Annotated in this window: 24 protein-coding genes and 1 riboswitch; of the genes, 10 read left to right on the forward strand and 14 right to left on the reverse strand. The window is 66.8% G+C overall.

Going from position 1 to position 26,555, the window contains the following annotated elements; translation table 11 throughout:
• The 5 genes from NX068_RS16590 to NX068_RS16610 all read left to right on the forward strand — a co-directional run.
• Positions 1-188 (forward strand): hypothetical protein (locus tag NX068_RS16590; RefSeq protein WP_263462369.1); only part of this gene is annotated, 188 nt, incomplete at its 5' end.
• A 148-nt stretch (positions 189-336) separates the two neighbouring features.
• Positions 337-425: riboswitch (glycine riboswitch) on the forward strand.
• Positions 426-651: 226 nt separating this feature from the next.
• Positions 652-1,740, forward strand: a complete 1,089-nt coding sequence (gene gcvT / locus NX068_RS16595) for a glycine cleavage system aminomethyltransferase GcvT (protein ID WP_263462370.1) — start codon at positions 652-654, stop codon at positions 1,738-1,740.
• Between the two features lie 76 nt (positions 1,741-1,816).
• Entirely contained in the window at positions 1,817-2,203 is a 387-nt protein-coding gene (gcvH, locus tag NX068_RS16600; protein ID WP_263462371.1) for a glycine cleavage system protein GcvH, read from the forward strand.
• A 29-nt stretch (positions 2,204-2,232) separates the two neighbouring features.
• Positions 2,233-5,139 carry an aminomethyl-transferring glycine dehydrogenase gene (gene gcvP / locus NX068_RS16605; RefSeq protein WP_263462372.1) on the forward strand — a complete coding sequence of 969 codons (2,907 nt, stop codon included), beginning with the start codon at positions 2,233-2,235 and terminating at the stop codon, positions 5,137-5,139.
• Positions 5,140-5,250: 111 nt separating this feature from the next.
• Positions 5,251-6,873 (forward strand): glycoside hydrolase family 17 protein, encoded by a 1,623-nt coding sequence (locus tag NX068_RS16610; RefSeq protein ID WP_263462373.1) that lies wholly within the window; start codon positions 5,251-5,253, stop codon positions 6,871-6,873.
• On the opposite strand, the gene NX068_RS16615 is transcribed toward NX068_RS16610, so the two are convergent.
• Positions 6,763-7,209, reverse strand: a complete 447-nt coding sequence (locus tag NX068_RS16615; RefSeq protein WP_263462374.1) for a hypothetical protein — start codon at positions 7,207-7,209, stop codon at positions 6,763-6,765. The genes NX068_RS16610 and NX068_RS16615 overlap by 111 nt on opposite strands.
• A 254-nt stretch (positions 7,210-7,463) precedes the next feature.
• Between NX068_RS16615 and NX068_RS16620 the strand changes: the two genes are divergently transcribed.
• Positions 7,464-10,079, forward strand: a complete 2,616-nt coding sequence (locus tag NX068_RS16620; RefSeq protein ID WP_263462375.1) for a glycosyltransferase — start codon at positions 7,464-7,466, stop codon at positions 10,077-10,079.
• 58 nt (positions 10,080-10,137) lie between these two features.
• Here the strand turns inward: NX068_RS16620 and NX068_RS16625 are convergent, their stop codons facing one another.
• The 7 genes from NX068_RS16625 to NX068_RS16655 form a co-directional block, all read right to left on the reverse strand.
• Positions 10,138-11,403: a 6-phosphofructokinase gene (locus NX068_RS16625; protein ID WP_263462376.1), complete on the reverse strand. Its 1,266-nt coding sequence runs from the start codon at positions 11,401-11,403 to the stop codon at positions 10,138-10,140.
• Between the two features lie 84 nt (positions 11,404-11,487).
• On the reverse strand, positions 11,488-12,141 hold the full coding sequence (gene adk / locus NX068_RS16630) for an adenylate kinase (protein WP_263462377.1): 654 nt from the start codon (positions 12,139-12,141) through the stop codon (positions 11,488-11,490).
• 98 nt (positions 12,142-12,239) lie between these two features.
• Positions 12,240-13,040, reverse strand: coding sequence for a 3-deoxy-manno-octulosonate cytidylyltransferase (gene kdsB / locus NX068_RS16635; protein ID WP_263462378.1), 801 nt, complete (start codon positions 13,038-13,040; stop codon positions 12,240-12,242).
• A gap of 11 nt (positions 13,041-13,051) precedes the next feature.
• Positions 13,052-13,243 carry a Trm112 family protein gene (locus NX068_RS16640; protein ID WP_263462379.1) on the reverse strand — a complete coding sequence of 64 codons (192 nt, stop codon included), beginning with the start codon at positions 13,241-13,243 and terminating at the stop codon, positions 13,052-13,054.
• Positions 13,224-14,222 (reverse strand): tetraacyldisaccharide 4'-kinase, encoded by a 999-nt coding sequence (gene lpxK / locus NX068_RS16645; RefSeq protein ID WP_263462380.1) that lies wholly within the window; start codon positions 14,220-14,222, stop codon positions 13,224-13,226. Before lpxK ends, NX068_RS16640 begins: the two co-directional genes overlap by 20 nt.
• 20 nt (positions 14,223-14,242) lie before the next feature.
• The gene (locus tag NX068_RS16650) at positions 14,243-14,665 is read right to left on the reverse strand and encodes an ExbD/TolR family protein (RefSeq protein ID WP_263462381.1); all 423 of its coding nucleotides are present in this window, start codon (positions 14,663-14,665) and stop codon (positions 14,243-14,245) included.
• Between the two features lie 9 nt (positions 14,666-14,674).
• Positions 14,675-15,283, reverse strand: coding sequence for a MotA/TolQ/ExbB proton channel family protein (locus NX068_RS16655; RefSeq protein ID WP_263462382.1), 609 nt, complete (start codon positions 15,281-15,283; stop codon positions 14,675-14,677).
• Positions 15,284-15,727: 444 nt separating this feature from the next.
• Between NX068_RS16655 and xseA the strand changes: the two genes are divergently transcribed.
• The 4 genes from xseA to tal all read left to right on the forward strand — a co-directional run bounded on the left by xseA (position 15,728) and on the right by tal (position 20,034).
• On the forward strand, positions 15,728-17,080 hold the full coding sequence (gene xseA / locus NX068_RS16660; RefSeq protein ID WP_263462453.1) for an exodeoxyribonuclease VII large subunit: 1,353 nt from the start codon (positions 15,728-15,730) through the stop codon (positions 17,078-17,080).
• 254 nt (positions 17,081-17,334) lie between these two features.
• On the forward strand, positions 17,335-17,919 hold the full coding sequence (locus NX068_RS16665; RefSeq protein WP_263462383.1) for a superoxide dismutase: 585 nt from the start codon (positions 17,335-17,337) through the stop codon (positions 17,917-17,919).
• A 112-nt stretch (positions 17,920-18,031) separates the two neighbouring features.
• A complete protein-coding gene (locus NX068_RS16670; RefSeq protein ID WP_263462384.1) occupies positions 18,032-18,829 on the forward strand; it encodes a pseudouridine synthase in 798 nt (265 codons plus the stop codon).
• Positions 18,830-18,954: 125 nt separating this feature from the next.
• Positions 18,955-20,034 (forward strand): transaldolase, encoded by a 1,080-nt coding sequence (gene tal, locus NX068_RS16675; protein WP_263462385.1) that lies wholly within the window; start codon positions 18,955-18,957, stop codon positions 20,032-20,034.
• Between the two features lie 74 nt (positions 20,035-20,108).
• Here the strand turns inward: tal and NX068_RS16680 are convergent, their stop codons facing one another.
• The 6 genes from NX068_RS16680 to motB form a co-directional block, all read right to left on the reverse strand.
• Positions 20,109-21,986 carry a chemotaxis protein CheA gene (locus NX068_RS16680; protein WP_263462386.1) on the reverse strand — a complete coding sequence of 626 codons (1,878 nt, stop codon included), beginning with the start codon at positions 21,984-21,986 and terminating at the stop codon, positions 20,109-20,111.
• A gap of 90 nt (positions 21,987-22,076) precedes the next feature.
• Positions 22,077-22,937, reverse strand: a complete 861-nt coding sequence (gene cheZ / locus NX068_RS16685; RefSeq protein WP_263462387.1) for a protein phosphatase CheZ — start codon at positions 22,935-22,937, stop codon at positions 22,077-22,079.
• A gap of 91 nt (positions 22,938-23,028) precedes the next feature.
• Entirely contained in the window at positions 23,029-23,424 is a 396-nt protein-coding gene (gene cheY, locus NX068_RS16690) for a chemotaxis response regulator CheY (RefSeq protein WP_263462388.1), read from the reverse strand.
• Between the two features lie 29 nt (positions 23,425-23,453).
• Positions 23,454-24,413 (reverse strand): chemotaxis protein, encoded by a 960-nt coding sequence (locus NX068_RS16695; RefSeq protein ID WP_263462389.1) that lies wholly within the window; start codon positions 24,411-24,413, stop codon positions 23,454-23,456.
• Between the two features lie 9 nt (positions 24,414-24,422).
• Positions 24,423-25,394, reverse strand: coding sequence for a chemotaxis protein (locus tag NX068_RS16700; RefSeq protein ID WP_263462390.1), 972 nt, complete (start codon positions 25,392-25,394; stop codon positions 24,423-24,425).
• Positions 25,395-25,486: 92 nt separating this feature from the next.
• Complete coding sequence (gene motB / locus NX068_RS16705; RefSeq protein WP_263462391.1) at positions 25,487-26,521, reverse strand: flagellar motor protein MotB; 1,035 nt, start codon at positions 26,519-26,521, stop codon at positions 25,487-25,489.
• Positions 26,522-26,555: the final 34 nt, after the last annotated feature.

The following is a 26,555-nucleotide window of genomic DNA, read 5'->3' on the forward strand; positions in this document are numbered from 1 at the left end:
GACCAACAGACAACTCCCTGTCAACCACCCCGAACCGCCTTCCTGAAAAACAAAAACCAGAAAAACAACCCGAAAAAGCCCGCCTCCAAACCCACCCGGAAGCCCCGCATCACCCGAAATCAAACCCGGGCGCCGCGAGAAAGATCGGCATTATAGACACCAAAAATAAAAGCGCAAGCACAAAGTGAAACGCATCCAAATTTTCCCTGCACGCCACCAATGCAGCGCACTTCTCCGGTCCGGGACAGTACTGCCAAGCACCGAGAAAAGGCATTCACGATCGCGCCATCAACGCGAGTCATGCTGTTCACGCCATGCCGCGATGTGCTATCTTGCGCGCGACACGCGGGAGAGAACTCCCGACACGGAGTCGCCGAAGGCGCAACCCCCCGGAACCGCTCAGGCAAAAGGACCGCGTGCGAAGTGCAAGTCTGGAGAGCGGTGCGGACGCCCGACGGCGTGACGCACCCACCGAAGGGGCACCGCCCGGGTCTTTGCCGCGCTCAGCGTTCAGGAACATCTATCTATATATAGATACGCTTGACGCAGCGGCTCAGGGCGAAATCTCTCAGGTACAAGGGACAGATGGGGCGAATCCGGCAAACTGGCCGCGTTCGCCCTTTTTCGTTCACGACTACCGGAGCCGCAACGATGAGCACCTCTTCCAGGCACACCCCGCTCCATGCAACCCATGTCGCCACCGGCGCACGCATGGTCGACTTCGCCGGCTGGGACATGCCGGTCAACTATGGCTCGCAGATCGAGGAGCACCACGCGGTGCGCCGCGATGCGGGCATGTTCGACGTATCGCACATGCTGGCGCTCGATCTGACGGGCCCGGACGCAACGCCCTTCCTGCGCGGACTGCTTGCCAACGACGTCGCCAAGCTGAGCGACTCGGGCAAAGCGCTCTACTCCTGCATGCTCAATGAACAGGGCGGCGTCATCGACGACCTGATCGTTTATCGCTTCGGTGCCGACGACTATCGCATCGTCGTCAACGCCGGCACGGCCGACAAGGACGTCGCCTGGATGCGCACACGCATCGCCGGCACCGGCGCCAACGTGACGCTGACCAGCAGGCGCGACCTGGCGATGATCGCAATCCAGGGCCCGCAGGCGATCGAACGCGCCCGCACTGCGATTCCCGAACTGTCCACACAAGACCTCCCCTCACCGTTCAGTGCCGTTCGCGCCGGCGAACTACTGATTGCGCGCACCGGTTACACCGGCGAAGACGGTCTCGAGATCACCCTGCCGGCCAGCCGCGCGGAAAGCATGTGGCAAGCCCTCGCCGCCGCCGGCGTGAAGCCCTGCGGCTTGGGCGCGCGGGACACGCTGCGCCTGGAAGCCGGCATGAATCTGTATGGGCAGGACATGGACGAGAGCGTTTCGCCGCTGGATTCCGGCCTGTCCTGGACCGTCGATCTAAAGGACGAAAACCGCGGCTTCGTCGGCCGCGCCGCGCTGGAAGCCGCAGCTGCCAGCCGCCGTCTGCTCGGCCTGATCCTCGAGGACAAGGGCGTGCTGCGCGCCCACATGAAGGTCTTCACGGCTGCCGGCGAAGGCGAAACCACCAGCGGCAGCTTCTCGCCGACGCTCGAACGTTCCATCGGCTTCGTCCGCGTCCCGCTTGCGACGCAGGCAGGCGAAGACGTCGAAGTCAAGATCCGCGGCAAGCGGCTAAAGGCCCGTACGGTCAAGCTTCCCTTCGTTCGCAACGGCAAGCCGCTCGTCTGAGCATACAAGCACCATTCCACGGGACCGGTCGCCAAACATCCGGTCCCTTCATTCGATCCAGTCCGGAGAACCTCTCATGAGCAACATCCCCAACGAACTGAAGTACACCAAGTCCCACGAATGGATCCGCGTCGAAGACGACGGCAGCCTGACCATCGGCGTCACCGACCACGCCCAGGAGGCGCTGGGTGACGTCGTCTTCCTCGAACTGCCCGAAGCCGGCCGCAGCGTCAGCGCCGGCGAAGCATGTGCCGTGATCGAATCCGTCAAGGCCGCATCCGACATCTACGCGCCCGTCGCCGGCGAAATCATTGCCGCCAACCAGGACGTGGCCGACGCCCCCGAAAGCGTCAATGCCGACGCCTACGCCAACTGGCTGTTCAAGCTCGAGCCGGCCAATGCTGCCGATGTCGATGCCCTGATGGACGCCACCGGCTACGCCGCCGAAATCGCCCAGGCCTGAACACCCACGCCCGAGTTTTCCGACCGACCATGACCGACTCCCTGCTTTCTGCTCCGCTCGCCCGGCTGGAGCAGCGCGATGCCTTCATCCATCGCCATCTCGGACCGAACGCCGACGAGGTCGCACGCATGTGCGCGACACTCGGCGTCGGCAATCTCGACAGCCTGATCGAGCAGACCGTACCCACGGGCATCCGCCTCGAAGCGCCGCTGCCGCTCGCCGCGGCGACGCCGGAACACGAGGCGCTCGCCAGGCTGAAGGCCATCGCCGGCCGCAACGTCGTCAACAAGTCCATGATCGGCATGGGCTATTACGGCACGCACACGCCGGCGGTGATCCTGCGCAACGTCATGGAAAACCCGGGCTGGTACACCGCCTACACCCCCTACCAGGCCGAGATATCGCAAGGCCGCCTCGAAGCGCTGCTGACCTACCAGCAGATGGTGATCGACCTCACCGGCCTGGAACTCGCCAACGCCTCACTGCTGGACGAAGCCACCGCTGCCGCCGAGGCGATGACGATGGCGCGCCGGGTGTCGAAGTCCAAATCGAACGCCTTTTTCATCGACGAAGCCTGCTTCCCGCAGACGATCGACGTGGTCCGCACCCGCGCCCACTATTTCGGCTATGAACTGGTGTTCGGCAAGGCGGAGGATGCCGCCCTGCACGAGGTCTTCGGCGCGCTGCTGCAATACCCGAACGCCCGCGGCGAAGTCACGGACCTGAGCGAAACCATCACCGCGGCCAAGGCCAAGGGCACCGTCGTCGCCGTCGCCTCGGACCTGATGGCGCTGGTGCTGCTGAAGAGCCCGGGCGCCATGGGTGCGGACATCGCGCTCGGCTCGGCGCAGCGCTTCGGCGTGCCGATGGGCTTCGGCGGCCCGCACGCCGCCTTCTTCGCCACCCGCGAAGCCCATGTGCGCTCGATGCCGGGCCGCATCATCGGCGTCTCGAAGGACGCCCGCGGCAAGACCGCGCTGCGCATGGCACTGCAGACGCGCGAACAGCACATCCGCCGCGAGAAGGCGAACTCCAACATCTGCACCTCCCAGGTGCTGCTCGCCAACATGGCCGGCTTCTACGCCGTCTATCACGGCCCGCAGGGGCTGCGCACCATCGCTGCGCGCATCCACCGCTTCGCCGCGATGCTCGCCGCCGGCCTGAGCGACGCCGGCTTCGACGCCGGCAGCAATGCCTTCTTCGACACTATCGAAGTCGACACCGGCCCCCGCACCACTGCCATTGCCGACGCCGCCCTCGCCGCCGGCTACAACCTGCGCCGGGTGTCGGACCGCCGCCTCGGCCTGTCGGTCGATGAAACCACCACCCGCGACGACATCGCCGCAATACTGGCTTGCTTCGGCGCCGCTGCCGCTGACGTCAGCGCGCTGGATGCGCTCGATACGCGCGTGGCCCAGGCCGGCGGCCGACTCCCGCCGGCGCTGCTGCGCGGCGACGCGATCCTGTCGCATCCGGTGTTCAACACCCACCACACCGAGCACGAGATGCTGCGCTATCTGAAGAAGCTGCAGAACCGCGACCTCGCGCTCGACCATTCGATGATTTCGCTCGGCTCGTGCACGATGAAGCTCAACGCCACCAGCGAGATGATCCCGGTGACCTGGCCCGAGTTCGCCAACCTGCACCCCTTTGCGCCGCGCGAGCAGGCTGCGGGCTATCTCGAGATGATCGAAGGCCTGGCCGACCATCTGCGCGCGATCACCGGCCTCCCCGCGGTCTGCATGCAGCCCAACTCCGGCGCCCAGGGCGAATACGCCGGTCTGGTGGCGATCGCGCGCTACCATGCCAGCCGCGGCGATACCCAGCGCACGGTCTGCCTGATCCCGCGCTCGGCCCACGGCACCAACCCCGCCACCGCGCAGATGTGCGGCATGCAGGTGGTCGTCGTCGATTGCGACGACAACGGCAACGTCGATGTCGCCGACCTGAAGGCGAAGGCGGAGCAGCACGCCGACAGGCTCGCCGCGCTGATGATCACCTACCCCTCGACCCACGGCGTGTTCGAGGAGTCGATCCGCGAAATCTGCGCGATCGTCCATGCCCACGGCGGCCAGGTCTACATGGACGGCGCCAACCTCAACGCCCAAGTCGGGCTGACCTCGCCCGCCACGATCGGCGCCGACGTCACCCACATGAACCTGCACAAGACCTTCTGCATCCCACACGGCGGCGGCGGGCCGGGTATGGGGCCGATCGCGCTGGCGGCGCACCTCGCGCCCTTCATGGCCGACCACGTCGTGCAGCCGACTGGCGACGCCGGACGGGCCAACCTCGGCCAGGGCGCCGTTTCCGCCGCGCCCTTCGGCTCGGCCAGCATCCTGCCGATCTCGTGGATGTACATCACGATGATGGGCGGCGAAGGGCTGAAGCGTGCCACCGAGGTGGCGATCCTCAACGCCAACTATCTCGCCGCGCGGCTGCAGCAGCACTACCCGGTGCTCTACACCGGCAGCCAGGGCCGCGTCGCCCACGAGTGCATCCTCGACATCCGCCCGATCAAGGCGGCGACCGGCATCAGCGAGGTCGACATCGCCAAGCGCCTGATGGACTACGGCTTCCACGCGCCGACGATGTCCTTCCCGGTGGCCGGCACCATCATGGTCGAGCCGACCGAGTCGGAAGATCTGCACGAACTGGAGCGCTTCGCCGACGCGATGATCGCGATCCACGAGGAAATCCGCCAGATCGAGAACGGCACCTGGCCTGCGGACGACAATCCGCTGAAGAACGCGCCGCACACCCAGGCCGATTTCATCGGCGAATGGTCGCGCCCGTACTCGCGCGAGCAGGCAGTGTTCCCGCTGCCCTGGGTGGCGGGAAACAAGTTCTGGCCCAGCGTCAATCGCATCGACGACGTCTATGGCGACCGCAACCTGTTCTGCGCCTGCGTGCCGATGAGCGACTACGAAAGCTGAGTCCGGTAGAATCCACACCTGTCGCACCGAAGCCACGCCTCGCCTGGGGCGTGGCTTCTTTTTTCCCCCACGGCCTCATCTCCACCGCCCGCCTCTGCAGACCGATCCACCATGCCGAAGCTCCACGATGACCGCAAGCCGCTCTGGCTCGCCCTGCTGCTTTGCCACCTGGCCCTGCTCGCCGGCCTGCTCGCATGGGTCGGCTGGCAGACCCGCCCGGTGCCCATGCACGATCTTCGCCTGGCCGGCGGCGAAAAGCTGAAGTGCGTCTCCTACGCTCCCTACCACCGCCCCGGGCAGACCCCCTTCGATCCGAACCTGCGCATTTCCCGCGAGCAGATCCATGCCGACCTCAGCGCCCTGGCCGGGATCACCGATTGCGTGCGCCTGTATTCGGTCAATCAAGGCTTGGAACAAGTGCCCGAAATCGCGCGCGAAGTCGGCGTCCAGGTGCTGCTCGGCGCCTGGATCGGCTACGACCGGGAAATGAACACCGCCGAGCTCGAGCGTGCGATCGGACTCGCCAACGACAATGCCGACGTCGTCCGCGCCCTGATCGTCGGCAACGAAGTGCTGCTGCGGCGCGAGCGCAGCGAAGACGAAATGCGCGCGCTGATCCGCGAAGCCAAGGCGCGCGCCAAGGTGCCGGTCACCTACGCCGACGTCTGGGAATTCTGGACGCAGCATGACAGCCTGGCGCAGGAAGTCGACTTCGTCACCGTCCACATCCTGCCCTTCTGGGAGGACGAACCGGTCGACATCGCCGATGCGCTCGAACACGTCGCCGCAACCCGCAGGCACGTCGGCGAACACTTCGCCGGCAAGCACGTCCTGATCGGCGAAACCGGCTGGCCGAGCCAGGGGCGCCAGCGCGAGGAGTCGCGTCCGTCGCAGGTCAACCAGGCGCGATATGTAAGGGAATTCGTCCACCAGGCCCATGCGCAGGGCTGGGACTACAACCTGATCGAAGCCATCGACCAGCCCTGGAAACGCCGGCTCGAAGGCACGGTGGGCGGCTTCTGGGGCATGCTCGACGCCTCGACGCTGGAGCCGAAATTTCCGTTCGCCGGCCCGGTGGCCGAGCGTTCGGGGCTGGGCAGCGTCATCGCCGGCCTCGCCGCCGGCGCGGCGGCAGGTCTGCTGCTCGGCCTCGGCACTGCCTGGGGCGGCCCCCTGCGGCGGGCAGCGCTGATCGTCCTCGGCGCCACCACCGGCCTGATCACGGTGCTCCATGCCGAACATGCGCACCTCGCCTACCGGGATGCGCTCGAATGGACGGTGCTCGGCGCTGTCGCGCTGCTCGGCATCCTGCTCGCCGCAGGCTTCGCCGCATGGCGCGGCGCCGCCATCCCCAGCGCCGAACAAGCATGGCGGACACTGCGCCGGACCTCCACCGGCTGCTGGCCGGATGGCGCGCTCGGTCTGCTACGCGGCCTGCTGCTGTTCGCCGCCGCCATCGCCGCACTGCTGCTGTTCGTCGATCCGCGCTACCGCGACTTCCCGACCCTGCTCTATCTCGCTCCCGCAGCCTTGCTCGGCGTGCTCGGCTGGACACAGGCTGTGCACGGCCGCGCCGAGCGCATCTGCGCGGCAATCATCGCAATCTCGGTGATCGGGCGCTGGTCAAGCGAGCCGGCCAACCCCCAGGCCGTCGCCTGGCTGGCCACCGGCCTCGTCCTTGCCATCCCCCTTCTCGCCCGCTCGCTGCCCGGGACGGGCGAGCACCAGCAGTGACAGCAGGCTGCCGACGGCGGCCGGCTCATAGCTGTACAGCACCAGCCCGGCCAGTCCGCTCAGCCAGCCGACCCAGGCCAGCCAGCGCCGGCCCAGCACGAAGGCCAGGCCGCCGCAGGCGAGGCTGAACCAGCCCATGCGCTGATGCAGGAAACTCTCCACCAGAGCCGTCTTGAATAGGCACAGGCCGCCATGCGCATCGGGCAGGGTGCAATCACGCGGCAGCACCCCGTTTTCCAGCAGGCCATGACGCACGCCCCAGGCCGAGGCCAGCACCAGCAGAGCCGAAAGCAGGATTGCTGCAACACCATATTTGCCCGAATTATTCCACCTCATCCCGCCTTTTCCTTGTAAATCAGACCTTCGGCAACGATATCGCACGATGTTGCAAATTGGCACTGGATGTGGCTCGTAAGCAGCTGAAAGCGTGCATAGAATGCCGGCACCGAGCATCTGCGACAGAATCGTCGATTGTCTGCCGAAAACATTTATGCAACGCAGCAAGGTCCGCACAATCGCATAGGCTTTTCCATTTTGTCCGCGTTTTACCCGTTTTTCGGCGTCATCCCCACGCCGTTCAGGATTCGAACATGAAACAGGCCGCCTCGCTCCTCTATCGCATCGCGATCGCACTCGCCATCGCCGCGGGCGTCGCCTTCCTCCAGCACTGGATCTGGCAGCAGTTCAACCGCGGCGCCGAGTTCATCAGCACCAATCAGAGCATCAAGGGCTTCGCCTACAACGGCTTCCAGCGCGATCAAAGCCCGCTGAAGGGCACTTATCCGACAACGGAAGAACTCACCGCCGACCTCGACCTGCTCGCCCGCACATCCGACGGCCTGCGCACCTACGGCGTCACCGACATGCCGGTCCTGCTGACGCTCGCCGGCCAGCGCGACATGAACGTCACCGCCGGCGCCTGGCTGGACCCCGACCTCGAAAAGAACGAACGCGAGATCACGGCGCTGATCGACGCTTCACGCAAGATGCGCCACGTCGAACGCCTGATGGTCGGCAACGAATCCATCCTGCGCGGCGACCTCAAGCCCGAGGACGTCATCGGCTACCTCGACCGCGTCCGCAAGGCCGTGCGCAAGCCGGTATCGACTGCCGAACCCTGGCACGTCTGGCTGCGCTATCCGGAACTGGTCGAGCACGTCGATTACATCACCGTCCATCTGCTGCCCTACCACGAGGGCGTGCCGGTGGAGGCCGCCGTCGACTACGCTTTCGAACGCTACGACGAACTGGCCAGGACCTTCCCGCGCAAGAAGATCGTGGTCGGCGAAATCGGCTGGCCGAGCAAGGGACCGACGCTGGGCGCCGCCATTCCCTCGCTCGACAACCAGGCGCGCTTCATCCGCGAATTCCTCGCCCACCCCCGCACCGCGCGCATCGACTACTTCCTGATGGAAGCGATCGACCAGCCCTGGAAAGTCGACGTCGAAGGCTGGGCCGGCCCCTACTGGGGCATGTACAACGCCGACCGCGAGCAGAAATTCGCTCTCGAAGGCATCGTCGAACGCGACCCGCACTGGTCGAAGAAGGCCATGAATGCCGCGGCGCTCGCCTTCCTGCCGATGTTACTGGTGGCCTTCTTCCTGTCCGACTGGAACGTCTTCGGCCGCGTCTTCCTCGCCGGCCTGATCCAGGCCTGCGTATCGACGCTGATCGTCGGCCTCAACGTGCCGGTCGACTACTACCTAACCCAGCGCGACCTCGTCGGCCTCGGCCTGCTGATCGGCGCCACCATCCTGACCGCCGCGGTGCTGCTGTCGCACGGCTTCGAGTTCGGCGAGATGCTGTTCAAGAAGCAGTGGCAGCGCCGCTTCATGCCGCTGCCGCCGCACGCCCCGGACCAGCAGCCCTTCGTCTCGGTGCACCTGGCCTGTTACAACGAGCCGCCCGAGATGGTGATCGCCACCCTCGACAGCCTGGCCAAGCTGAACTACCAGAACTTCGAAGTGCTGGTGCTGGACAACAACACCCGCGACGAAGCGTTGTGGAAGCCGCTGGAAAAGCGCTGCGCCGAACTCGGTCCGCGCTTCCGCTTCTTCCATCTCGCCAACTGGCCCGGCTTCAAGGCCGGGGCGCTGAACTACGGCCTCAAGGTCACCGACCCGCGCGCCGAAGTGGTCGGCGTCGTCGATGCCGACTACGTCGTCGATCCGGACTGGCTGGCCAGCCTGATCCCGCACTTCGACAAGCCCGACGTCGCCGTCGTGCAGGCGCCCCAGGCCCACCGCGACTGGGAAGGCCAGCCGTTCAAGCGCATGTGCAACTGGGAATTCGACGGCTTCTTCCGCATCGGCATGCACCACCGCAACGAGCGCAACGCGCTGATCCAGCACGGCACCATGACCCTGGTGCGCCGCCTCGCGCTCGAGGAAGTCGGCGGCTGGTCGGAATGGTGCATCTGCGAGGACACCGAGCTCGGCCTGCGCCTGATCGAAAAGGGCTACGACACCCGCTACGTGGACCACGTCCTCGGCCGCGGCCTGACGCCCTCGGGTTTTGCCGCGATCAAGAGCCAGCGCTTCCGCTGGGCCTTCGGCGCGATGCAGATTCTCAAGGCCCACCTGCCGCACATGATCGGCCGCAGCAACCTCAACCTGGCCCAGCGCTACCACTTCCTGACCGGCTGGTTCGCCTGGCTGGGGGATGCACTGCAACTGGTGTTCGCGTTCGGCAGCCTGGCGTGGACGCTCGGCATCCTGCTGTTCCCGAAGTCCTTCGGCCTGCCGGTGACGGCGCTGGCGCTGCCCATCCTCGGCTTCATGGCCTTCAAGGCTGCGCTCGGCCCGATCCTGTACCGCCGCACCATGGACTGCCCCTGGAAGGACATCCTCGGCGCCTCGATCCTGTCGGTCGGCCTGGCGCATGCCATCGCCCGCGGCGTGTTCGCCGGCCTGGTCAAGAAGAAGGGCGTGTTCGTCGTCACCCCCAAGGGCTGGCGCGGCGGCGGCGCGCTCGCCTTCTTCAACCCGATCCGCGAAGAGATCGGCATGCTGGTGGCGCTGCTGCTCGGCGCCGCCACGCTGGTCGCCCAGCGCGGTGCCGACAACCTCGAGACCCAGCTGTGGGTCGGCATCCTGTGCCTGCAGTGCATCCCCTACGTCGCTGCGATCCTGTGCCAGATCGCGGCCTACATGCCGGAGCGCCCGGTGGCGGGCGCCAAGCCCGACGCACTGCCCGCCGGCGCCTGAACGCCCGCCTCCGGATTGCCCGGCAGGCGCCGGAAACAGGCGCGGACCGGCGTGGCGACTACGCCTGCCAGGGCGGCAGCCGCCGCGCCACGGGCGGCAAGGCGAGCGTGCCGTAATCGGGCAGGCCACCCGCGGTGGGCTGCGGCACCTCGCCCTCGATCAGCGGCCGGATGTAATCGCAGGCCGCCGCGGTGACGTGCAGGCCGTCGGCGCGCACGAAGGCCGCCGGCAGCGTGCGCTCCAGGTTGGCGATGGCGGCGGCGTCCTCGGTACCGACTTCCCAGCGGTACGGCGCTTCGCCGAGCCGCCGGATCGCCGGAAAGCAGCCATTGCGTCCGTCGAGCGCCATCTCGACCGCTGCCCACCCGACCGCCAGCGCCTGCTCGCGGTCCACCGCCGACAGCCAGTGTCCGCCGGCGCGCTGCAGATAGTCGGGAATCGCCCAATGGAACTTGTAGCCCAGGCGCTCATGGATCATGCGCGCAACGGCCGAGCCCGCGCCGCCGAGCTGGACGTAGCCGCGCGAGTCGCGCGATTTCTCCATGATCAGGCTGCCGTCGGCGTTGCGGATGCCTTCGGCGACCGTGATCGCGCAATAGCCCAGGCGCTCGGTGACGCGCCGGACTTCGGCCAGGAACGCCTCCTCGTCGAAGCCCGCTTCCGGCACCAGCACGATGTGCGGCGGCGCATCGGCGTCGCCACCGGCGGCCAGCGCGGTCGCCGCCGCGAGCCAGCCGGTATTGCGCCCCATCACTTCCATCACGAACACGCTGCCCCGGCTGCCGACCATGGAGCGGATGTCCAGCCCGGCCTCCAGCATCGAGGTCGCCAGATACTTCGCCGCCGAGCCGAAGCCCGGGCAGCAGTCGGTGCCGGCGATGTCGTTATCCACCGTCTTCGGCGCGCCGATGCAGACCAGCGGATAGCCGCGCTCCCGCGCCGCGTCGCGCAGGCGCCCGACCACGTCCATCGAGCCATTGCCGCCGTTGTAGATGAAATGGCCGATATCGTGCGCGGCGAAGACCTCGAACAATCTGTCCATCACACGTTTGCCGTCCGCCGTATCGGCTCGGGGCAGGTCGAAGCGGCAGGAGCCGAATACCCCGCCCGGACGCAGCGACAGGCGCTGCAGCGCCGCGTCGTCGAGCGCAGCGGTATCGATCAGGTCTTCCGCCAGCACGCCGAGAATGCCGCGATGGGCGGCCAGGACCTTGCCGATGCGTCCTGGATGAGCCCGTGCAGCACCAATCACCGCACTGGCCGTGGCGTTGATGACGGCGGTGACGCCGCCGGAGTGAGCGTAGAGAAGATTCGATCGCGCCATGATGGAAGCCGCCAGGCCTGAATCAGCAAACGAAACGGCCGGTCCCACTACGGGAGCCGGCCGTCAGGAACGTGGATTGCGCGCTTACTTCAGCGCTTCGAACGCGCGCGCGGTGATGTCCTCGACCGCACCCAGGCCTTCGATCTTGCGCACCTTGGGCGCCTTGGCGTCGCCCGAAGCGGCCCACTTGCTGTAGTACTCGACCAGCGGCTTGGTCTGGGCGTGGTAGACGTCGAGACGCTTCTTGACCGTCTCTTCCTTGTCGTCGTCGCGCTGCACCAGGTCTTCGCCGGTGACGTCGTCCTTGCCCTCGACCTTGGGCGGGTTGTACTTGACATGATAGGTGCGGCCCGACGCCAGGTGGGCACGGCGCCCGCTCATGCGTTCGACGATCTCGCTGTCGGGCACGTCGATTTCGAGCACGAAATCGATCGGCACGCCGGCGTCCTTCATCGCGTCGGCCTGCGGAATGGTGCGCGGGAAGCCGTCGAACATGTAGCCGGCCTGACAGTCGGGCTGCTGCAGGCGATCCTTGACCAGGCCGATGATGATGTCGTCCGACACCAGGCCACCTGCATCCATCACCTTCTTGGCCTCGATGCCGAGCGGCGTGCCGGCTTTGACCGCGGCGCGCAGCATGTCACCGGTCGAAATCTGCGGAATGCCGAACTTCTCCTTGATGAAATTGGCCTGCGTACCCTTGCCCGCTCCCGGCGGTCCCAACAGAATCAATCGCATACACCCTCCCGAAGAAAAGAATATCGGCCGTGCAGCACGGCCGCTTGTTTGTACTTTTATGCGAAACCCTGCGAAGTTAACCGACGCGTGGCCGCCGGTCAAACCCCTTCGATGCGAAACGACTGCCTGACGCGCGCCAGATCCTCGGCCGTATCGACGCCGGCGGCCGGTGCCGCCGCCAGTTCGAGCACGCGGATGCGGTAGCCGTGCCACAGCGCTCGCAGTTGTTCCAGGGCCTCCCAGTGCTCGATCGGCGAAGGCGCCAGATCGGCATAGCGGCGCAGGAAACCCACCCGGTAGGCATACAGGCCGACGTGGCGCAGCATCGGCAGGCCCTCAGGCAAACCTTGAGGCAAGGCATCGCGCCCTGCGGCAAAGGCGTCACGTGCCCAGGGAATCGGCGCGCGGGAAAAATACAGCGCACGGCCGGCGGCGTCGCACACCACCTTGACCACGTTGGGGTTGAAAGCCTCGTCCACCCCGGCCAGCGCATGCGCCGCGGTGGCGATCGCGGCGTCGGCGTCGTCGGCCAGCGCGGCGGCCACCGCCGACACGATGGCCGGGTCGATCAGCGGCTCGTCGCCCTGCACATTGACGACGATGTCCTCGTCGCCCCAGCCGCGCTGCATCGCCACTTCGGCCAGGCGATCGGTGCCGCTGGGATGGTCGGCGCGCGTCATCACCACCTCGCCGCCAGCGGCCAGCACGGCGTCGCGGACCCCCTCATGATCGGTCGCCACCAAGACTTCCTGCGCACCCGCCGCGCGCACGCGTTCGAGCACGCGCACGATCATCGGCTTGCCGCAGATGTCCGCCAGCGGCTTGCCCGGCAAGCGGGTCGACGCATGGCGCGCCGGAATGACGATACGGAACGGAGTGCTCACCGCGGGCGTCGCCATCTCGGCCTCCGTCACGCGCGCAGGGCGTCGACTTCCTCGGCGCTCATCGCGCGCGCTTCCTCGTCGAGCATCACCGGGATGCCGTCGCGGATCGGAAAGGCGAGCCGGTCGCCCTTGCACACCAGTTCCTGCCTGTCCTTCAGGTAGTCCAGCGGACCCTTGCACAACGGGCAGACGAGGATTTCAAGCAGACGTGCGTCCATGCTCCAGTTTCTCCAGAATGCGTTCGGCGGCGCCCGAACCGATCTGCGCCTCGACCGGGAACTCCCAGCAGTCGTCGGGCGCGAAAGCCCGGCATTTTACCGCATCCTTGGCCGTCATCAGGATCGGCAAGGTTTCGGCGAAAGCCAGATCCGGCGGGGTGAAAGCATGGTGATCGGGGAAGGGATGCCTCAGCACCACCAGGCCGGCGGTTTCAAGCTGCTCGAAGAAGCGCTGCGGCCGGCCGATGCCCGCCACCGCATGCACGCGGCGGCCGCGCAGCGCTTCCAGTTCGAGGGTTCGCTGCGGCGCCCCGAGTGCACGCAGGGCGCCGCCCCGCAACTGCATCGGGAAGATCGGCACGCCGCCGAGGGCCGCCACCAGCGCCGGCGGCAGCGTGCCGTGGGCGATCACGACGTCGACTTCCGCCAGGCGCCCGACCGGCTCGCGCAGCGGCCCGGCCGGCAGCAGCAGGCCATTGCCCAAGGTGGCAGGGTCGACCACGGCGATCTCGACGTCGCGCCCGAGACGATAGTGCTGCATGCCGTCGTCGGCCACGATCACGTCGCACTCGGGATGCAGGCGCAGCAGTTCGCGCGCCGCCGCCGGCCGGTCGCGGCCGACGACCAGCGGACAAGCGCAACTGGCGGCGAGCAGCACCGGTTCGTCGCCATAGACGGCGGGATCGCCATCGGCCGGCACGGCGGCAACGCCTTCGATCCGGCCGCCGTGTCCGCGGCTGACGATGCCGGGACGACGGCCCGCCGCGCTCAGTCGGGCCACCAGCCACTGCACCACCGGCGTCTTGCCGCTGCCGCCGACGGCGATGTTGCCGACGACGATCACCGGTACCGGCAGCCTCTCCGGCCGTGTCGTCCGGCGACGGCGCCGCGCCAGCGCGCCGAACAGCCAGGACAGCGGCTGCAGCAGCCGGGCCGGCAGGTCGCGCCTGCGCCAGAAGGCCGGAGCCTGGGCCACCATCGTCCGCGCCCCTCAGCGGCTCACTGCGCCGGCGCCTGGGTGGCGAAGGTCACGTGGCTGAAACCGGCACGCTGGGCCGCCTGCATCACGTCGATGACGTTCTGGTGCGCAGCCTTGGCATCGGCATTGATCACGATCACCGGCTCGCCGCCGCCGCCCGGCGCGGCCTTGCCCAGCGCCGCAGCCAGCGACTCCACGCTCGGCTCGGCGACCGGCTGGCGATTGACCAGCACTTCGCCGGCCGCGGTCACGGCGACGAGGATCTCGTTGGGCACCGTATCCACGCCCTCTGCTTCGGCCGACGGCAGGTTGATCTCGAGCCCCGACACCTTGGAAAAGGTCGTCGTCAGCATCAGGAAGATGATGATGACGAGCACCACGTCGATCAGCGGGATCAGGTTGATCTCGGGCTCTTCGTTGCGGCTGCCGCGGCGGAAGTTCATGCCGGCCCCTCAGTCGCGCCGCTCGCCATGCGCCACTTCGACCAGCTTCACCGCCTGCTGCTCCATGTCGATGACGAAGCTGTCGACGAGGGCGCGGAAGTGGCGCCAGAAGATCATCGCCGGAATGGCGATGATCAGGCCGAGTCCGGTGGTGTACAGCGCGATCGAGATGCCCTGGGCGAGTTGGGCAGGATTGGCGCCGCTGACGCCCTGCGAGGCGAAGATGTCGATCATGCCGATGATGGTGCCGAACAGCCCCAGCAGCGGGCTGATCGCGGCGATGGTGCCGAGTGTGGTCAGGTAGCGTTCGAGTTCGTGCGCGACCGCACGGCCGGTTTCCTCGATCGATTCCTTCATGACCTCGCGCGAACTGCTGACGTTGCGCAGGCCCGCCGCCAGCACGCGGCCGAGCGGGGAGTGCGCGTTGACGCGCTCGGTCATCGCATCGGACACGCCCTGCTTGCGCAGATCGTCGAGCACGTTCTGCAGCAGGCCCGGCGGCACCACGCGCGAGCGCCGCAGGCTGAGCGAACGCTCGATGATCAGCGCCAGCGCCACGACCGAAGCCAGAATCAACGGCCAGATCGGCCAGCCCACTTCCTGGATGATCGCGAACACGCTGGCTGCTCCCCTATTGCGCAAAAGCGGAACTTTAGCGCCCGCAAGCCGGCGGCGACAAGCAAGATGCGTATCGAGACGTGGAATATGCCCAACCCGGACCCCGCCCGGGCTTCCACGCGGGATATGCCAAACCGGCAACGCCCGCGTTACCCCCAGGACCCGGACCAAGCCGGCGAGCAATCCACAGAAGCTGTGGATAAGTTTGTGGGTTTTTTCTGGATGTGGGCCTCAAAGCCCGTCGCTGCAAGCATTCAGACACTCCGATGAAAATTTGTGCAATATATTATTTTCAATTAAAACAAATACTTATTTTCTCACCCCTTGTAGATCAAGGACTTGCCGCAAGACCCTTGACAGCCTGGCGGAGCTGTGGATTCCGCTACAATCCGCGCTTCTCCCCACTTCTCGCGCGCCCCTGGCGATGCCCCTCGCATGACTGGAATGCTGTCCGCCCCGATACTTACGGTGTCCGCGCTCAACCGCCTCGCCCGCCAGGCGCTGGAGGCAGCCCTGCCGTTGATGTGGGTGGGCGGCGAAATCTCCAATCTCACCCGGGCGGCCTCCGGCCACCTTTACTTCACCCTCAAGGACAGCGATGCGCAGGTGCGCTGCGCAATGTGGCGCAACCGCGCCCAACTCCTGCCCTTCCGCCCCGAGAACGGCATGCGGGTCGAAGTGCGTGCGCTCACGACGCTGTACGAAGCGCGCGGCGACTATCAGCTCAATATAGAAAGCGTCCGCCAGGCCGGCATCGGCAACCTGTTCGAAGCTTTCAACCAACTCAAGGACAGGCTTGCCGCCGAAGGCCTGTTCGATGCCGGCAACAAGCGTGTCCTGCCGCGCTTTCCGCGCGGCATCGGCCTCGTCACCTCGCCTGCCGCCGCCGCGCTGCGCGACGTGCTGGTGACGCTGGCCAGGCGCGCGCCGCATCTACCGCTGGTGCTTTATCCAGCACCCGTGCAGGGCGCCGACGCGGCGCCGCGCCTTGCACAGGCCATCGCCACGGCAGGCAGACGCGCCGACCGGGACGGCATCGACGTGCTGCTGCTGGTGCGCGGCGGCGGCAGCCTGGAAGATCTGTGGCCGTTCAACGACGAAGCGCTCGCCCGCGCGCTGCGCGCCTGTCCGCTGCCCGTCGTCAGCGGCGTCGGCCACGAGACCGATTTCACCATCGCCGACTTCGCCGCCGACCTTCGGGCACCGACACCGACCGGCGCAGCCGAACTGGCCAGCGCGGGCTGGCATGCAGCGCACCAGGAGATCGCCACACTCGGCCCGCGGCTCGAGCGCGGCATCGAACGCCAGCTCGAAACCCTGGCCCAGCGGCTGGACAGGGCTTCGCTGCGCCTGGTCCATCCAAGCGAGCGCCTGCGCCAGACCAGGGCCGACATCGATGCCCGTGCCGGCAGGCTGGCACGAGCCATGAAGCACCGGCTCGAACAGGCGCGCTTCCGCCAGACCGCGCTCGGCCTGCGCCTGGCCAGGCTGCAGCCGGATCTGTCCGGCACCCGGCGGCTCGTCGCGCAGCTCGGCCACGAGCTGCAGCGCGCCGCGCAGGCAAGCCTGCGGCAGCGCCGGGAACGGCTCGAAACCCTGGCATCCCATCTGCAGCACCTCTGCCCGGAATCCGTGCTCGCGCGCGGCTACGCCATCGCCCGCGACAGCCGGGGCCGCGTGCTGCGTTCGGTCGGCGAGGCCGGTGCCGGCATGGCAGTCGACGTACAGCTGGCCGACGGCACGCTGCATACGCGCGTGACCGGGGCCGGGCCGAACGAAGCCGGACAAAAGGACTGAACCAGGCCTTGGCCGCGTCGATCCCGACGGGAAGGGGGGGCCGCCTGGAGGCCCCGCCAGGCAGCCCCCAGGGAATCCGCCCAGTGCTGCCCGCCGGGAGCTTCACTCTCGACAAGACCACCGCCGGAAGCTGACAGGCGCCCGCTCGTGCGCCTATGATGTCGGCCGCGAGCGTTTTCGCCGGACGCGGATCCCGACCGGACTCGTCGGGCTTCGCAAGAGTTTTCAGAACACCTTAACAAGGAGAGATACGCATGGAACACACCCTGCCCGCCCTGCCCTACGCCAAGGACGCCCTGGCCCCGCACATTTCGGCCGAGACCCTGGAATTCCACTACGGCAAGCACCACCAGGCCTATGTCACCAACCTGAACAACCTGATCAAGGGCACCGAGTACGAAAACCTCGAACTCGAAGCCATCATCAAGAAGGCGCCGGCCGGCGGCATCTACAACAACTCCGCCCAGGTCTGGAACCACACCTTCTTCTGGAACAGCATGAAGCCCAACGGCGGCGGCGAGCCGACCGGCGCGCTGGCCGATGCGATCAAGGCCAAGTGGGGCTCCTTCGACGACTTCAAGAAGGCCTTCCAGGCGTCCGCGGTCGGCAACTTCGGTTCGGGCTGGACCTGGCTGGTCAAGAAGGCCGACGGTTCGGTCGACATCGTCAACATGGGCGCCGCCGGCACTCCGCTGACCACCGCCGACAAGGCCATCCTCTGTATCGACGTGTGGGAACACGCCTACTACATCGACTACCGCAACCGCCGTCCGGACTTCGTCGCCACCTTCCTCGACAAGCTGGCCAACTGGGACTTCGCGGCGCAGAACTTCGCCTGATGCACCCTGGCCCGGCCTCGGCCGGGCAAGGCAGACATACGGAAGCGGCCCTTCGCGGCCGCTTTCTTTTTCGCAGCGCCCCGCCTGCAGGGCGCTGCGAGTCCGACAGCCCATGCTCGACATCCTGTATCGCGACGAATGGCTCGTCGCCATCGACAAACCCTCCGGCCTGCTCGTGCACCGCAGCCCGATCGCCGCGCACGAGGAACGCTTCGCCGTGCAACTGCTGCGCGACCAGATCGGCCAGCGCGTCCATCCCGCCCACCGGCTCGACCGCGGCACCTCGGGCGTGCTGTTGTTCGCGCTCGACCGCGAAGTCGCCGCCGCACTCGGCAGGCAGTTCGAGGCCCATACGGTCGACAAGCGCTACGTCGCCATCGTGCGCGGCCATCCGCCCGAAGAAGGCATCATCGACCATCCGCTGGTACGCCGCCTGGACCCGATCGAACGCAGGCAGGGCTACGGCGCCGGCCGGCGGGACGGCCTGCCGGAAGACGAGGAAACGGACCCGGACAGCCCCGCCGAATCGGCGGGCGGCGAAATCGCCCTGCCCGCGCTGACGCGCTTTCGCCGCCTGGCGACGGCCGAACTGCCGCATGCGGTCGACCGCTATCCGAGCAGCCGCTACGCCCTGGTCGAGCTGTTGCCGGAAACCGGCCGGCGGCACCAGCTGCGCCGCCACCTGAAGCACATCTCGCATCCGATCATCGGCGACGCCAGCTACGGCAAGGGCCGGCACAACCGCCTGTTCCAGACCCTGTTCGGCAGCCGTCGCCTGCTGCTGGCCTGCACCCGGCTGGGCCTGCAACATCCCGTCAGCGATGCAAGACTGAACCTGCAGTGCCGCCCCGGTGATGACTTCGAGGCCGTCAGCCGGGCACTGGGCTGGGACGACACGCTGCTGGGTTGAGAGCCGCTGCCGCGCCCTCCTCCCCCGCGCGGCGATTTCAGGGCACAATCGGTCTCTTCCCGGCAATGCTCTCCTGCGCAGGATGCAGGCATGTCCGATCACTCATGCACACTTCAGGTACATCGATGAACCCGCTGCTCCAGGTACGCCAGCACGGCCAGCAGATCTGGCTCGACAACCTTTCCCGCACCCTGCTCAACGACGGCCATCTCGCACGCTTCATCGCCGACGACGGCATCGCCGGGGTCACCACCAACCCGGCGATCTTCCACAAGGCGATCGCGGATGGGCGCTATTACGAGGACGACCTGGCCGCCCTGAAAGCACAGCCGCTGAGTGCCGAAGCACGCTACGAAGCGCTGGTGATTCCGGACGTGCAGCGGGCCTGCGACCTGCTGGCGGCGCTGCACCGCGACAGCGGCGGCGATGCCGGCTACGTCAGCCTGGAAGTCTCGCCCGCGCTGGCTCACGACGCCGCCGGCACGCTCGCCGCCGGCCTGCGCCTGAAAGCCGCGGTGGACCGCCCCAACCTGCTGATCAAGGTGCCGGCGACGCCGGCCGGCATCGACGCCATCGAGCAGTTGATCGGCGCCGGCGTCAGCGTCAACGTCACGCTGATGTTCTCGCTCGCCCACGTCGAAGCCGTTGCCCAGGCCTATCTGCGCGGCCTCGAACGCCTGCTGGCGGCTGGCGGCGACGCGACGCGCATCATGTCGGTGGCGAGCCTGTTCCTGTCGCGGGTCGACACCCTGATCGACAAGCAGCTCGAAGAACTGGGCGGCGCAGCGCTGGCCCTGCGCGGCAAGAGCGCGGTGGCCACTGCCAGGCTCGCCTACCTGCGCTACCGCGAACGCTTCAACGGACCCGATTTCGCCGCGCTGCGCGCAGCCGGCGCACGGCCGCAGCGGATGCTGTGGGCGAGCACCGGCACCAAGAATCCGGCCTACAGCGATCTGCTCTACGTCGAACCGCTGATCGGCGCCGAAACCATCAACACCCTGCCCGACGCCACGCTGGACGCACTGCGCGACCACGGCAAGGTGACGGCCGACACCGTGGGCCAGGACATCGAGGATGCCGCGGCACAGTACGCTGCGCTGGAGCGGCACGGCATCGACCTGAATCAGGCCGGCGAGCGCCTGCAGCAGGAAGGCCTGCGGCAGTTCGAACAGGCGTTTGCCGCGCTGCTCGAACTCACCGCCTAAACACACTGCCCACAAAATGAAGCCGGGCCTTTCGCGTGCAGCACGCGAAAGGCCCGGCTCCGGTTTACGTCCGCTCAGGAAGCCAGTGCCAGCGCTTCCCGGCTGCGCATCAGCGCCGCGCGCGGCACGCCGCGATGGTCGCCGGCAGTACCGAGCAGCTCCTTCATGTCGAGGATCAGCACGATCTGGCCGTTCGACAAGGTGGTCACGCCGGCAACCCCCTTCGGCCGGAAATCGTCGAGCGACTTGATCACCGCATCTTCACGGCCGGCGAAGCTGTCGATCGCCAGGATGAAGGACAGTTCGGCCGCCTGCATCAGCACGCCGTACTGCGGCGCCCGCTCCTGCGGCCAGCCGAGCAGCGAGGACAGCGGCAGGATCTGCAGCACTTCGCCGCGCACCACCATGGTCGCCTTGCCGCCGACGTCCTGGACCATGGCCGGGTCGATCGGCAGGATCTCGCGCACCATCGCCAGCGGCACGGCGAAAGGCTGCTCGCCGAGGCGCACCAGCAGCACCGGCAGGATCGCGAGCGTCAGCGGCAGGCTGATGATCAGGGTCGTGCCCTTGCCCTGCTGCGAACGGATCTCGATGCTGCCGTTGAGCTTCTGGATGTTGGTGCGCACCACGTCCATGCCTACGCCGCGGCCCGACACGTCCGACACCTGCTCCGCCATCGAGAAGCCGGGCAGGAAGATCAGGTTGTAGCTCTGGCGCTCGTCCATGGTGCTGGCTTCCTCATCGGTGATGAGGCCCTTGGCCAGCGCCTTGCTGCGCAGGCGCTCGGCATCCATGCCGCGGCCGTCGTCGGCGACGAGAATGACGATGTGGTCGCCCTCCTGGCGCGCCTCGAGGCGGACGATCGATTTCTCCGGCTTGCCGGCGGCGATGCGGCCGGCGCGGTCTTCGACGCCATGATCCACCGCATTGCGGACCAGGTGGATGATGGGGTCGGACAGATCCTCGATCATCGTCTTGTCGATCTCGGTTTCCTCGCCGACCAGCACCAGTTCCACGTCCTTGCCGAGATTGCGGGCCAGGTCACGGGCGATGCGCGGATATTTCTGGAACAGCCGGCCGATCGGCTGCATGCGGGTCTTCATCACCGCGTTCTGCAGGTCGGAGACCAGCAGGTCGAGCTGGCTGACGGCGAGATCGAGCGCATGCAGCGTTTCGGAATCGTTGCGGCCGCTGAGGATGTCGCTGCGCAGCGCATTGAGCCGGTTCTTGGTCAGGCCGATCTCGCCGGACAGGTTCAGCACCTGATCGAGGCGCGCGGTATCGACGCGGATCGAATTGTCCCGCTGGCGCTCGCTGTCGCGCCGACCGACCGGCCCGGAAACGCCCGGCTTGTCGGTGGCGCGCCGCCCGATCGCCGCCTTGATGATCTCTTCGGCAGGAGCCGGCTTGGCCGGCGCAGCAGCCGGCACGACGGACGATGGCGCTGCGGCTGCGGTCGCAGGCTTGCCAGCCACGGCCGCGTACAGCAGGTCCCAGGCCGGCTCGCCCGGCAGCGGCAGGCCGACGCCTTCCGCCGCAGGCTGCGCAGCCGCGATCGGCTCGCCCGCCAGCGCGGCTTTCAGACGCGCCATCAGATCTGGGTCTGCCGGCGGCGGCTGGGTCCCGCTTTCGAGAAAGCCGAACATTTCGCGCACCGCGGAAGTGGCGGCCAGGATCACGTCCATTGCTTCGGGCGTGATCGACAGTTCGCCGTTGCGCAGTTTGTCGAACAGGTTCTCGGTCAGGTGGCACAGATTCACGAGCTCGGCCGCATTCAGGAAGCCGGCACCGCCCTTGATCGTGTGAAAGCCGCGGAAGATGTCGTTGAGCAGGCTGCGATCCTCGGGCGAGCGCTCCAGATCGACCAGCTTGTTGTCGACCCCGGACAACAGGTCCCCGGCCTCGATGAGGAAGTCCTGCAACAGGTCTTCCATTCCGGCAAAATCACTCATGCTCTTCTCGCTCCACTTTTTCCACTGCGGACATGCGGTCTTCCCGGTCCGTCCTCATGCAAGGCCCACGCGTCGACCGGCATGCCCGGCTCAGAAACCCAGGCTTTCGAGCAGGTCGTCGACCTGCTCCTGGTTCGTCACGATGCCATCGGCCGTCTTGCCGTCGATGACCGGCCCGTTCATCAGGCTGCCCGCACACTCGACCTTCACCGCCGGCGGCGCGGTCTCGAGCAGCACTTCCAGCAACTGCGACTCGAGCGCCTGGGCGGTCTGCAGCACGCGCTTGATGACCTGGCCGGTCAGGTCCTGGAAGTCCTGCGCCATCATGATGTCCATCAACTGCGCGCCGGTCGCCGCGCTGTCGGCTTCGGCCTCGCCGAGAAAATCGCGCGTCTCGATGCTCAGCGAGCGAAAGTCCTCGGGCGACACCTTGCCGGCGAACACCTCGTCCCAGCGCAAGCGCAAGACCGCCGACTTCTGCTGGATCCCGTCCTGCAGGGGGCGGGCGATGTCCGTGGCATTGAGCACGCGGCTCGCCGCCTGCTCGGTCATCTGCGCGATGTAGTCCAGCCGCTGGCGGGCATCCGGAATCGCCTGGGCCGCCTCCTGCAGGCTGGCATCCAGGCCGAGCTCGCGCAACGCATCGTGCAGTTGGCGAGTCATGTGTCCCAAACGGTTGAAAACCGCGCGATCGCCGTCGGCGTCCTGCAGCTCCCCGCCCGCACGTTCGACCAGTGGTGGTTCGGCGATGCCGGTCTCCGCCGACACTGCGTCGAACAAGGCCTGCAACTCGTCGCTGTCTCCGGCTTCATCGGCAGCGGCAGCCATCGACGCGGTCTGCGGCGCCGCAGCGGCCGGGAAAGCCTCGGCGGGTTGCGCGGCGATGCTGTCGAACAGTGCCTGAAGGTCGTCCGAGTCGCCCGACTCGTCGAATTTAGGCCGTTTACTCATGTCCAGACTCCATGCTCGGGATACGCAAGCGTTCAGGTGATGTGCCCTCGGTCGGGCGTCCCCATGCCGGGCGCCCCTGTGCTGGGCCTTCCTATGCCGGGCGCCCCATCTTTTCGAAGATCTTCTGCAGTTTTTCCGCCAGCGTCGCCGCGGTGAACGGCTTCACGACGTAGCCGCTGGCACCGGCCTGAGCCGCGGCGATGATGTTTTCCTTCTTCGCCTCGGCGGTGATCATCAGCACCGGAAGGTGCTTGAGCTGCGGCGTGCGGCGGATCGTCTGCAGCAGCGTCAGCCCGTCCATGTTCGGCATGTTCCAGTCGGTGACGACGAAGTCGAACTGCCCCGAAGCCAGCTTCTGCAGCGCGATCGCACCATCCTCGGCTTCATCGACGTTGGTGTAGCCCAGCTCCTTGAGCAGGTTGCGGACGATCCGTCGCATGGTCGAGAAATCATCGACGACGAGAAATTTGAGTTTGGGGTCGGACATTCCAGGTTCTCCATTCATTCCGGCTCGGCTCAGGCTGCCCGGCGCGCACGCGCGAGCAGCGGCCTCAGGGTTTCAGCAAGTACGTCAGCGTCGAATTTTGCCACGTACGCATCCACCCCCACCCGCTTGCCCATCGCCCGGTTGGCCTCGGACGACAGCGAGGAATGCATCACCACCGGAATTCCGCCGAAGCGCGTATCGGCCTTGATGTTGCGCGTCAGCACGTAACCGTCCATCTCGGGCATTTCGGCATCGACCATGATGAGGTCGATCTCCTCGGCCACCGGACGGCCCGTATGCTCGGCATGATCGGCGATGCTGACCAGGCGCGTCCATGCCTCGAGGCCGTTCTGCGCGTGCTTGTGGCGCACGCCGAGCTTGTCGAGCACTTCGGTGATCTTGCGCCGCGCCACGCCCGAGTCATCGACGAAGAAGACGTTGACCTCGTGGCCGTTGCCGATCGGCTCGATGTTGCCGACCACCGCATCGCCGAAGGTGTTGGCCAGGATGCTCTCGACGTCGAGGATCGACACCAGGCGCCCGTCCGGCAGTTCGGTGATGGCGGTGATGTAGGCATGGCTGCCGCCCGACACATTCTCGGGCGTGCGCACCTTCTCCCAATCGACGCGGATGATGCGATCGACTTCCTCGACCAGGAAACCCAGCGTGCGCTTGCTGTACTCGGTGACCATCATCGCGCCTTCGTTCAGCGTGCCGGGCTGGGCGACGCCGAGGATGCCGGCCAGCGACAGCACCGGAATGACGTTGCCGCGCAGGGAGATCAAGCCTTCCACGCCGGTCGGCATGTTGGGCGTGCGGGTGATGAAAGGCGTCTTCGAGACTTCGCGCACCTTGAACACGTTGATACCGAAATGCTCGGTGGTGCCGAGCGAGAACAACAGGATCTCCATGCAGTTGGAGCCTGCAAGCTGGGTACGGCTGACGACCGAGTCGAGCAGCGCGGATTCTTCCTGGGCAAGGTTCAGCATGGCGGTTCCTCAATCCTGCGCCTGCGGCGCGACGCCTTCGACCAGCAGGCGGCTCAGGGTCTGCGCCAGGCGCTGCGGCTCGAACTTGGGCACGTATTCATCCACTCCCACCGACATCCCCAGCTGCTGGTTGGAGTTGCCCGACAGCGACGAATGCATGATCACCGGAATGCCCGCGAAGCGGCGGTCGGACTTGATCTGCTTGGTCAGGATGTAGCCGTCCATTTCGGGCATCTCGACGTCGGTCAGCACCAGGCTGACGAGATCGCCGATCTTGCGTCCGCTGGCCTCCGCATGGGCTGCGGCGCGATTCAGCTCCTCCCACAGCTGCCGGCCATTGACCGCCGAGACGTGGCGCACGCCCATGGCGTCGAGCGTCTGCTGGATCTGGCGCCGCGCCACCGAGGAATCGTCGGCGAAATACACCACACGGCCATCGCCATCCGGCAACTGGACGATGTCCTTGAAGATGTATTCGTTGTCGTAGCGGGTCGTCTCGGACAGCACTTTCTCGACGTCGAGCATCATCACCAGCTTGCCGCCCGGCAATTCGGTGACGGCGGTGACGAGGCCACCCATGTTGGCCGTCAGCATCTCGGGCGGCACCCGCATCTGCGACCAGTCCAGGCGCAGGATGGTATCGACGGCCTCGACCAGGAAACCTTGGGTGTGGCCGTTGTATTCGGTGACGATCATGATCTCGCGCGGCGTCTCGACGCTCATGCCGATGTAGCGCGCCAGATCGACCACCGGCACCAGCGTGCCGCGCAGGCTCACCATGCCTTCGACCGAGGCCGGCATCTCGGGCGCGGCGGTGATGCTCGGCGTGCGCATGACTTCGCGCACCTTGAACACGTTGATGCCGAAGGTCTCGCGCCGTCCGGTGCGGCCGTCGATGCCGAGGGTAAACAACAGGATTTCGAGCTTGTTCGTCCCGGCCAGCCGGGTACGCGCGTCGATGTTCTTCAGAAGGTCGGACATGTTCCCCCCGTCTGGGGCAAGAATCGGTTATCGCATTTGCGACGGTATGGATTCGATATCGGCCGGATTCGCCAGGACTTGAGCCCGCCGACTCAACTCGGCGGTGGCGGGAGCCCCTGGATCAGGCTGCCTCGCGGCCCGCCCGGCAGCGGCACCGGGACGTTGCTGTCGATCTGCCCGCCGATCGATTCGCGGTCGTCGCCGGCGCCGACATCGACGCCGGCCGTGCTGGTCTGGCTGCGAATCGCATCTTCGGTCGATTTGTTCAGCACGATGATGCTGATGCGCCGGTTGATCGGATCGAAGGGGTCGGCGCGGTTGAGCGGAATGGTGTCGGCCAGGCCGACGACGCGGACCATCTTGCCGGCTTCGAGCCCGCCCGCGACCAGTTCGCGGCGCGATGCGTTGGCGCGGTTCGACGACAGCTCCCAGTTCGAGAAGCCTCGCTCGCCCCCGACGTACTGGGACGAATCGGTGTGTCCCGACAGGCTGATGCGGTGATCGACGTCGTTCAGCGCACCGGCGATCGTGCGCAGCAGGTCGCGCGTATACGGCCTCAGTTCGGCGCTCGAAGACATGAACATCGGCCGGTTCTGCTCATCGACCAGTTGGATTCGCAGGCCTTCGGTGGTGATGTCCATCAGGATCTGGTTCTTGAACTGGCGCAGCGAGGCATTGGCTTCGATGATCGCGTCGAGACGGCCCTTGAGGTCGATCAGGCGTGTGCGCTCCCGGCGCTCGGCCAGTTTCTCGGCGCTGATCTCGGCTTCGCTCTTGCGCTTGCCGCCCGCCGCATCCATGTTGATCGAGCGGGTGCTCTCGACGTCGCCTCGCCTGACCTGGCCCACCGAGCGCGTCAGATCCTCGCCACCGCCCTGAATCACGCTCGAACTGTCGCCCGTGCCGTCTCCGCCTTCCATCGACATCTTGATCGGATTCTGGAAATAGTCGGCGATGCCTTCGAGGTCGCCCTGGGCGGTGGAGCCCAACAGCCACATCAGCAGGAAGAAGGCCATCATTGCCGTGACGAAGTCGGCATAGGCGATCTTCCACGCGCCGCCGTGCGCCGCGCCGCCGCCCTTCCTGATCCGTTTGACGACGATGGGTTGCTGGGTGTCGTCGCTCACGCCGCGCTCCCTTCACATCCCTGGCCGATCTGCG

This window comes from Thauera carbonicopians (assembly GCF_025699485.1).
GTDB lineage: Bacteria > Pseudomonadota > Gammaproteobacteria > Burkholderiales > Rhodocyclaceae > Thauera.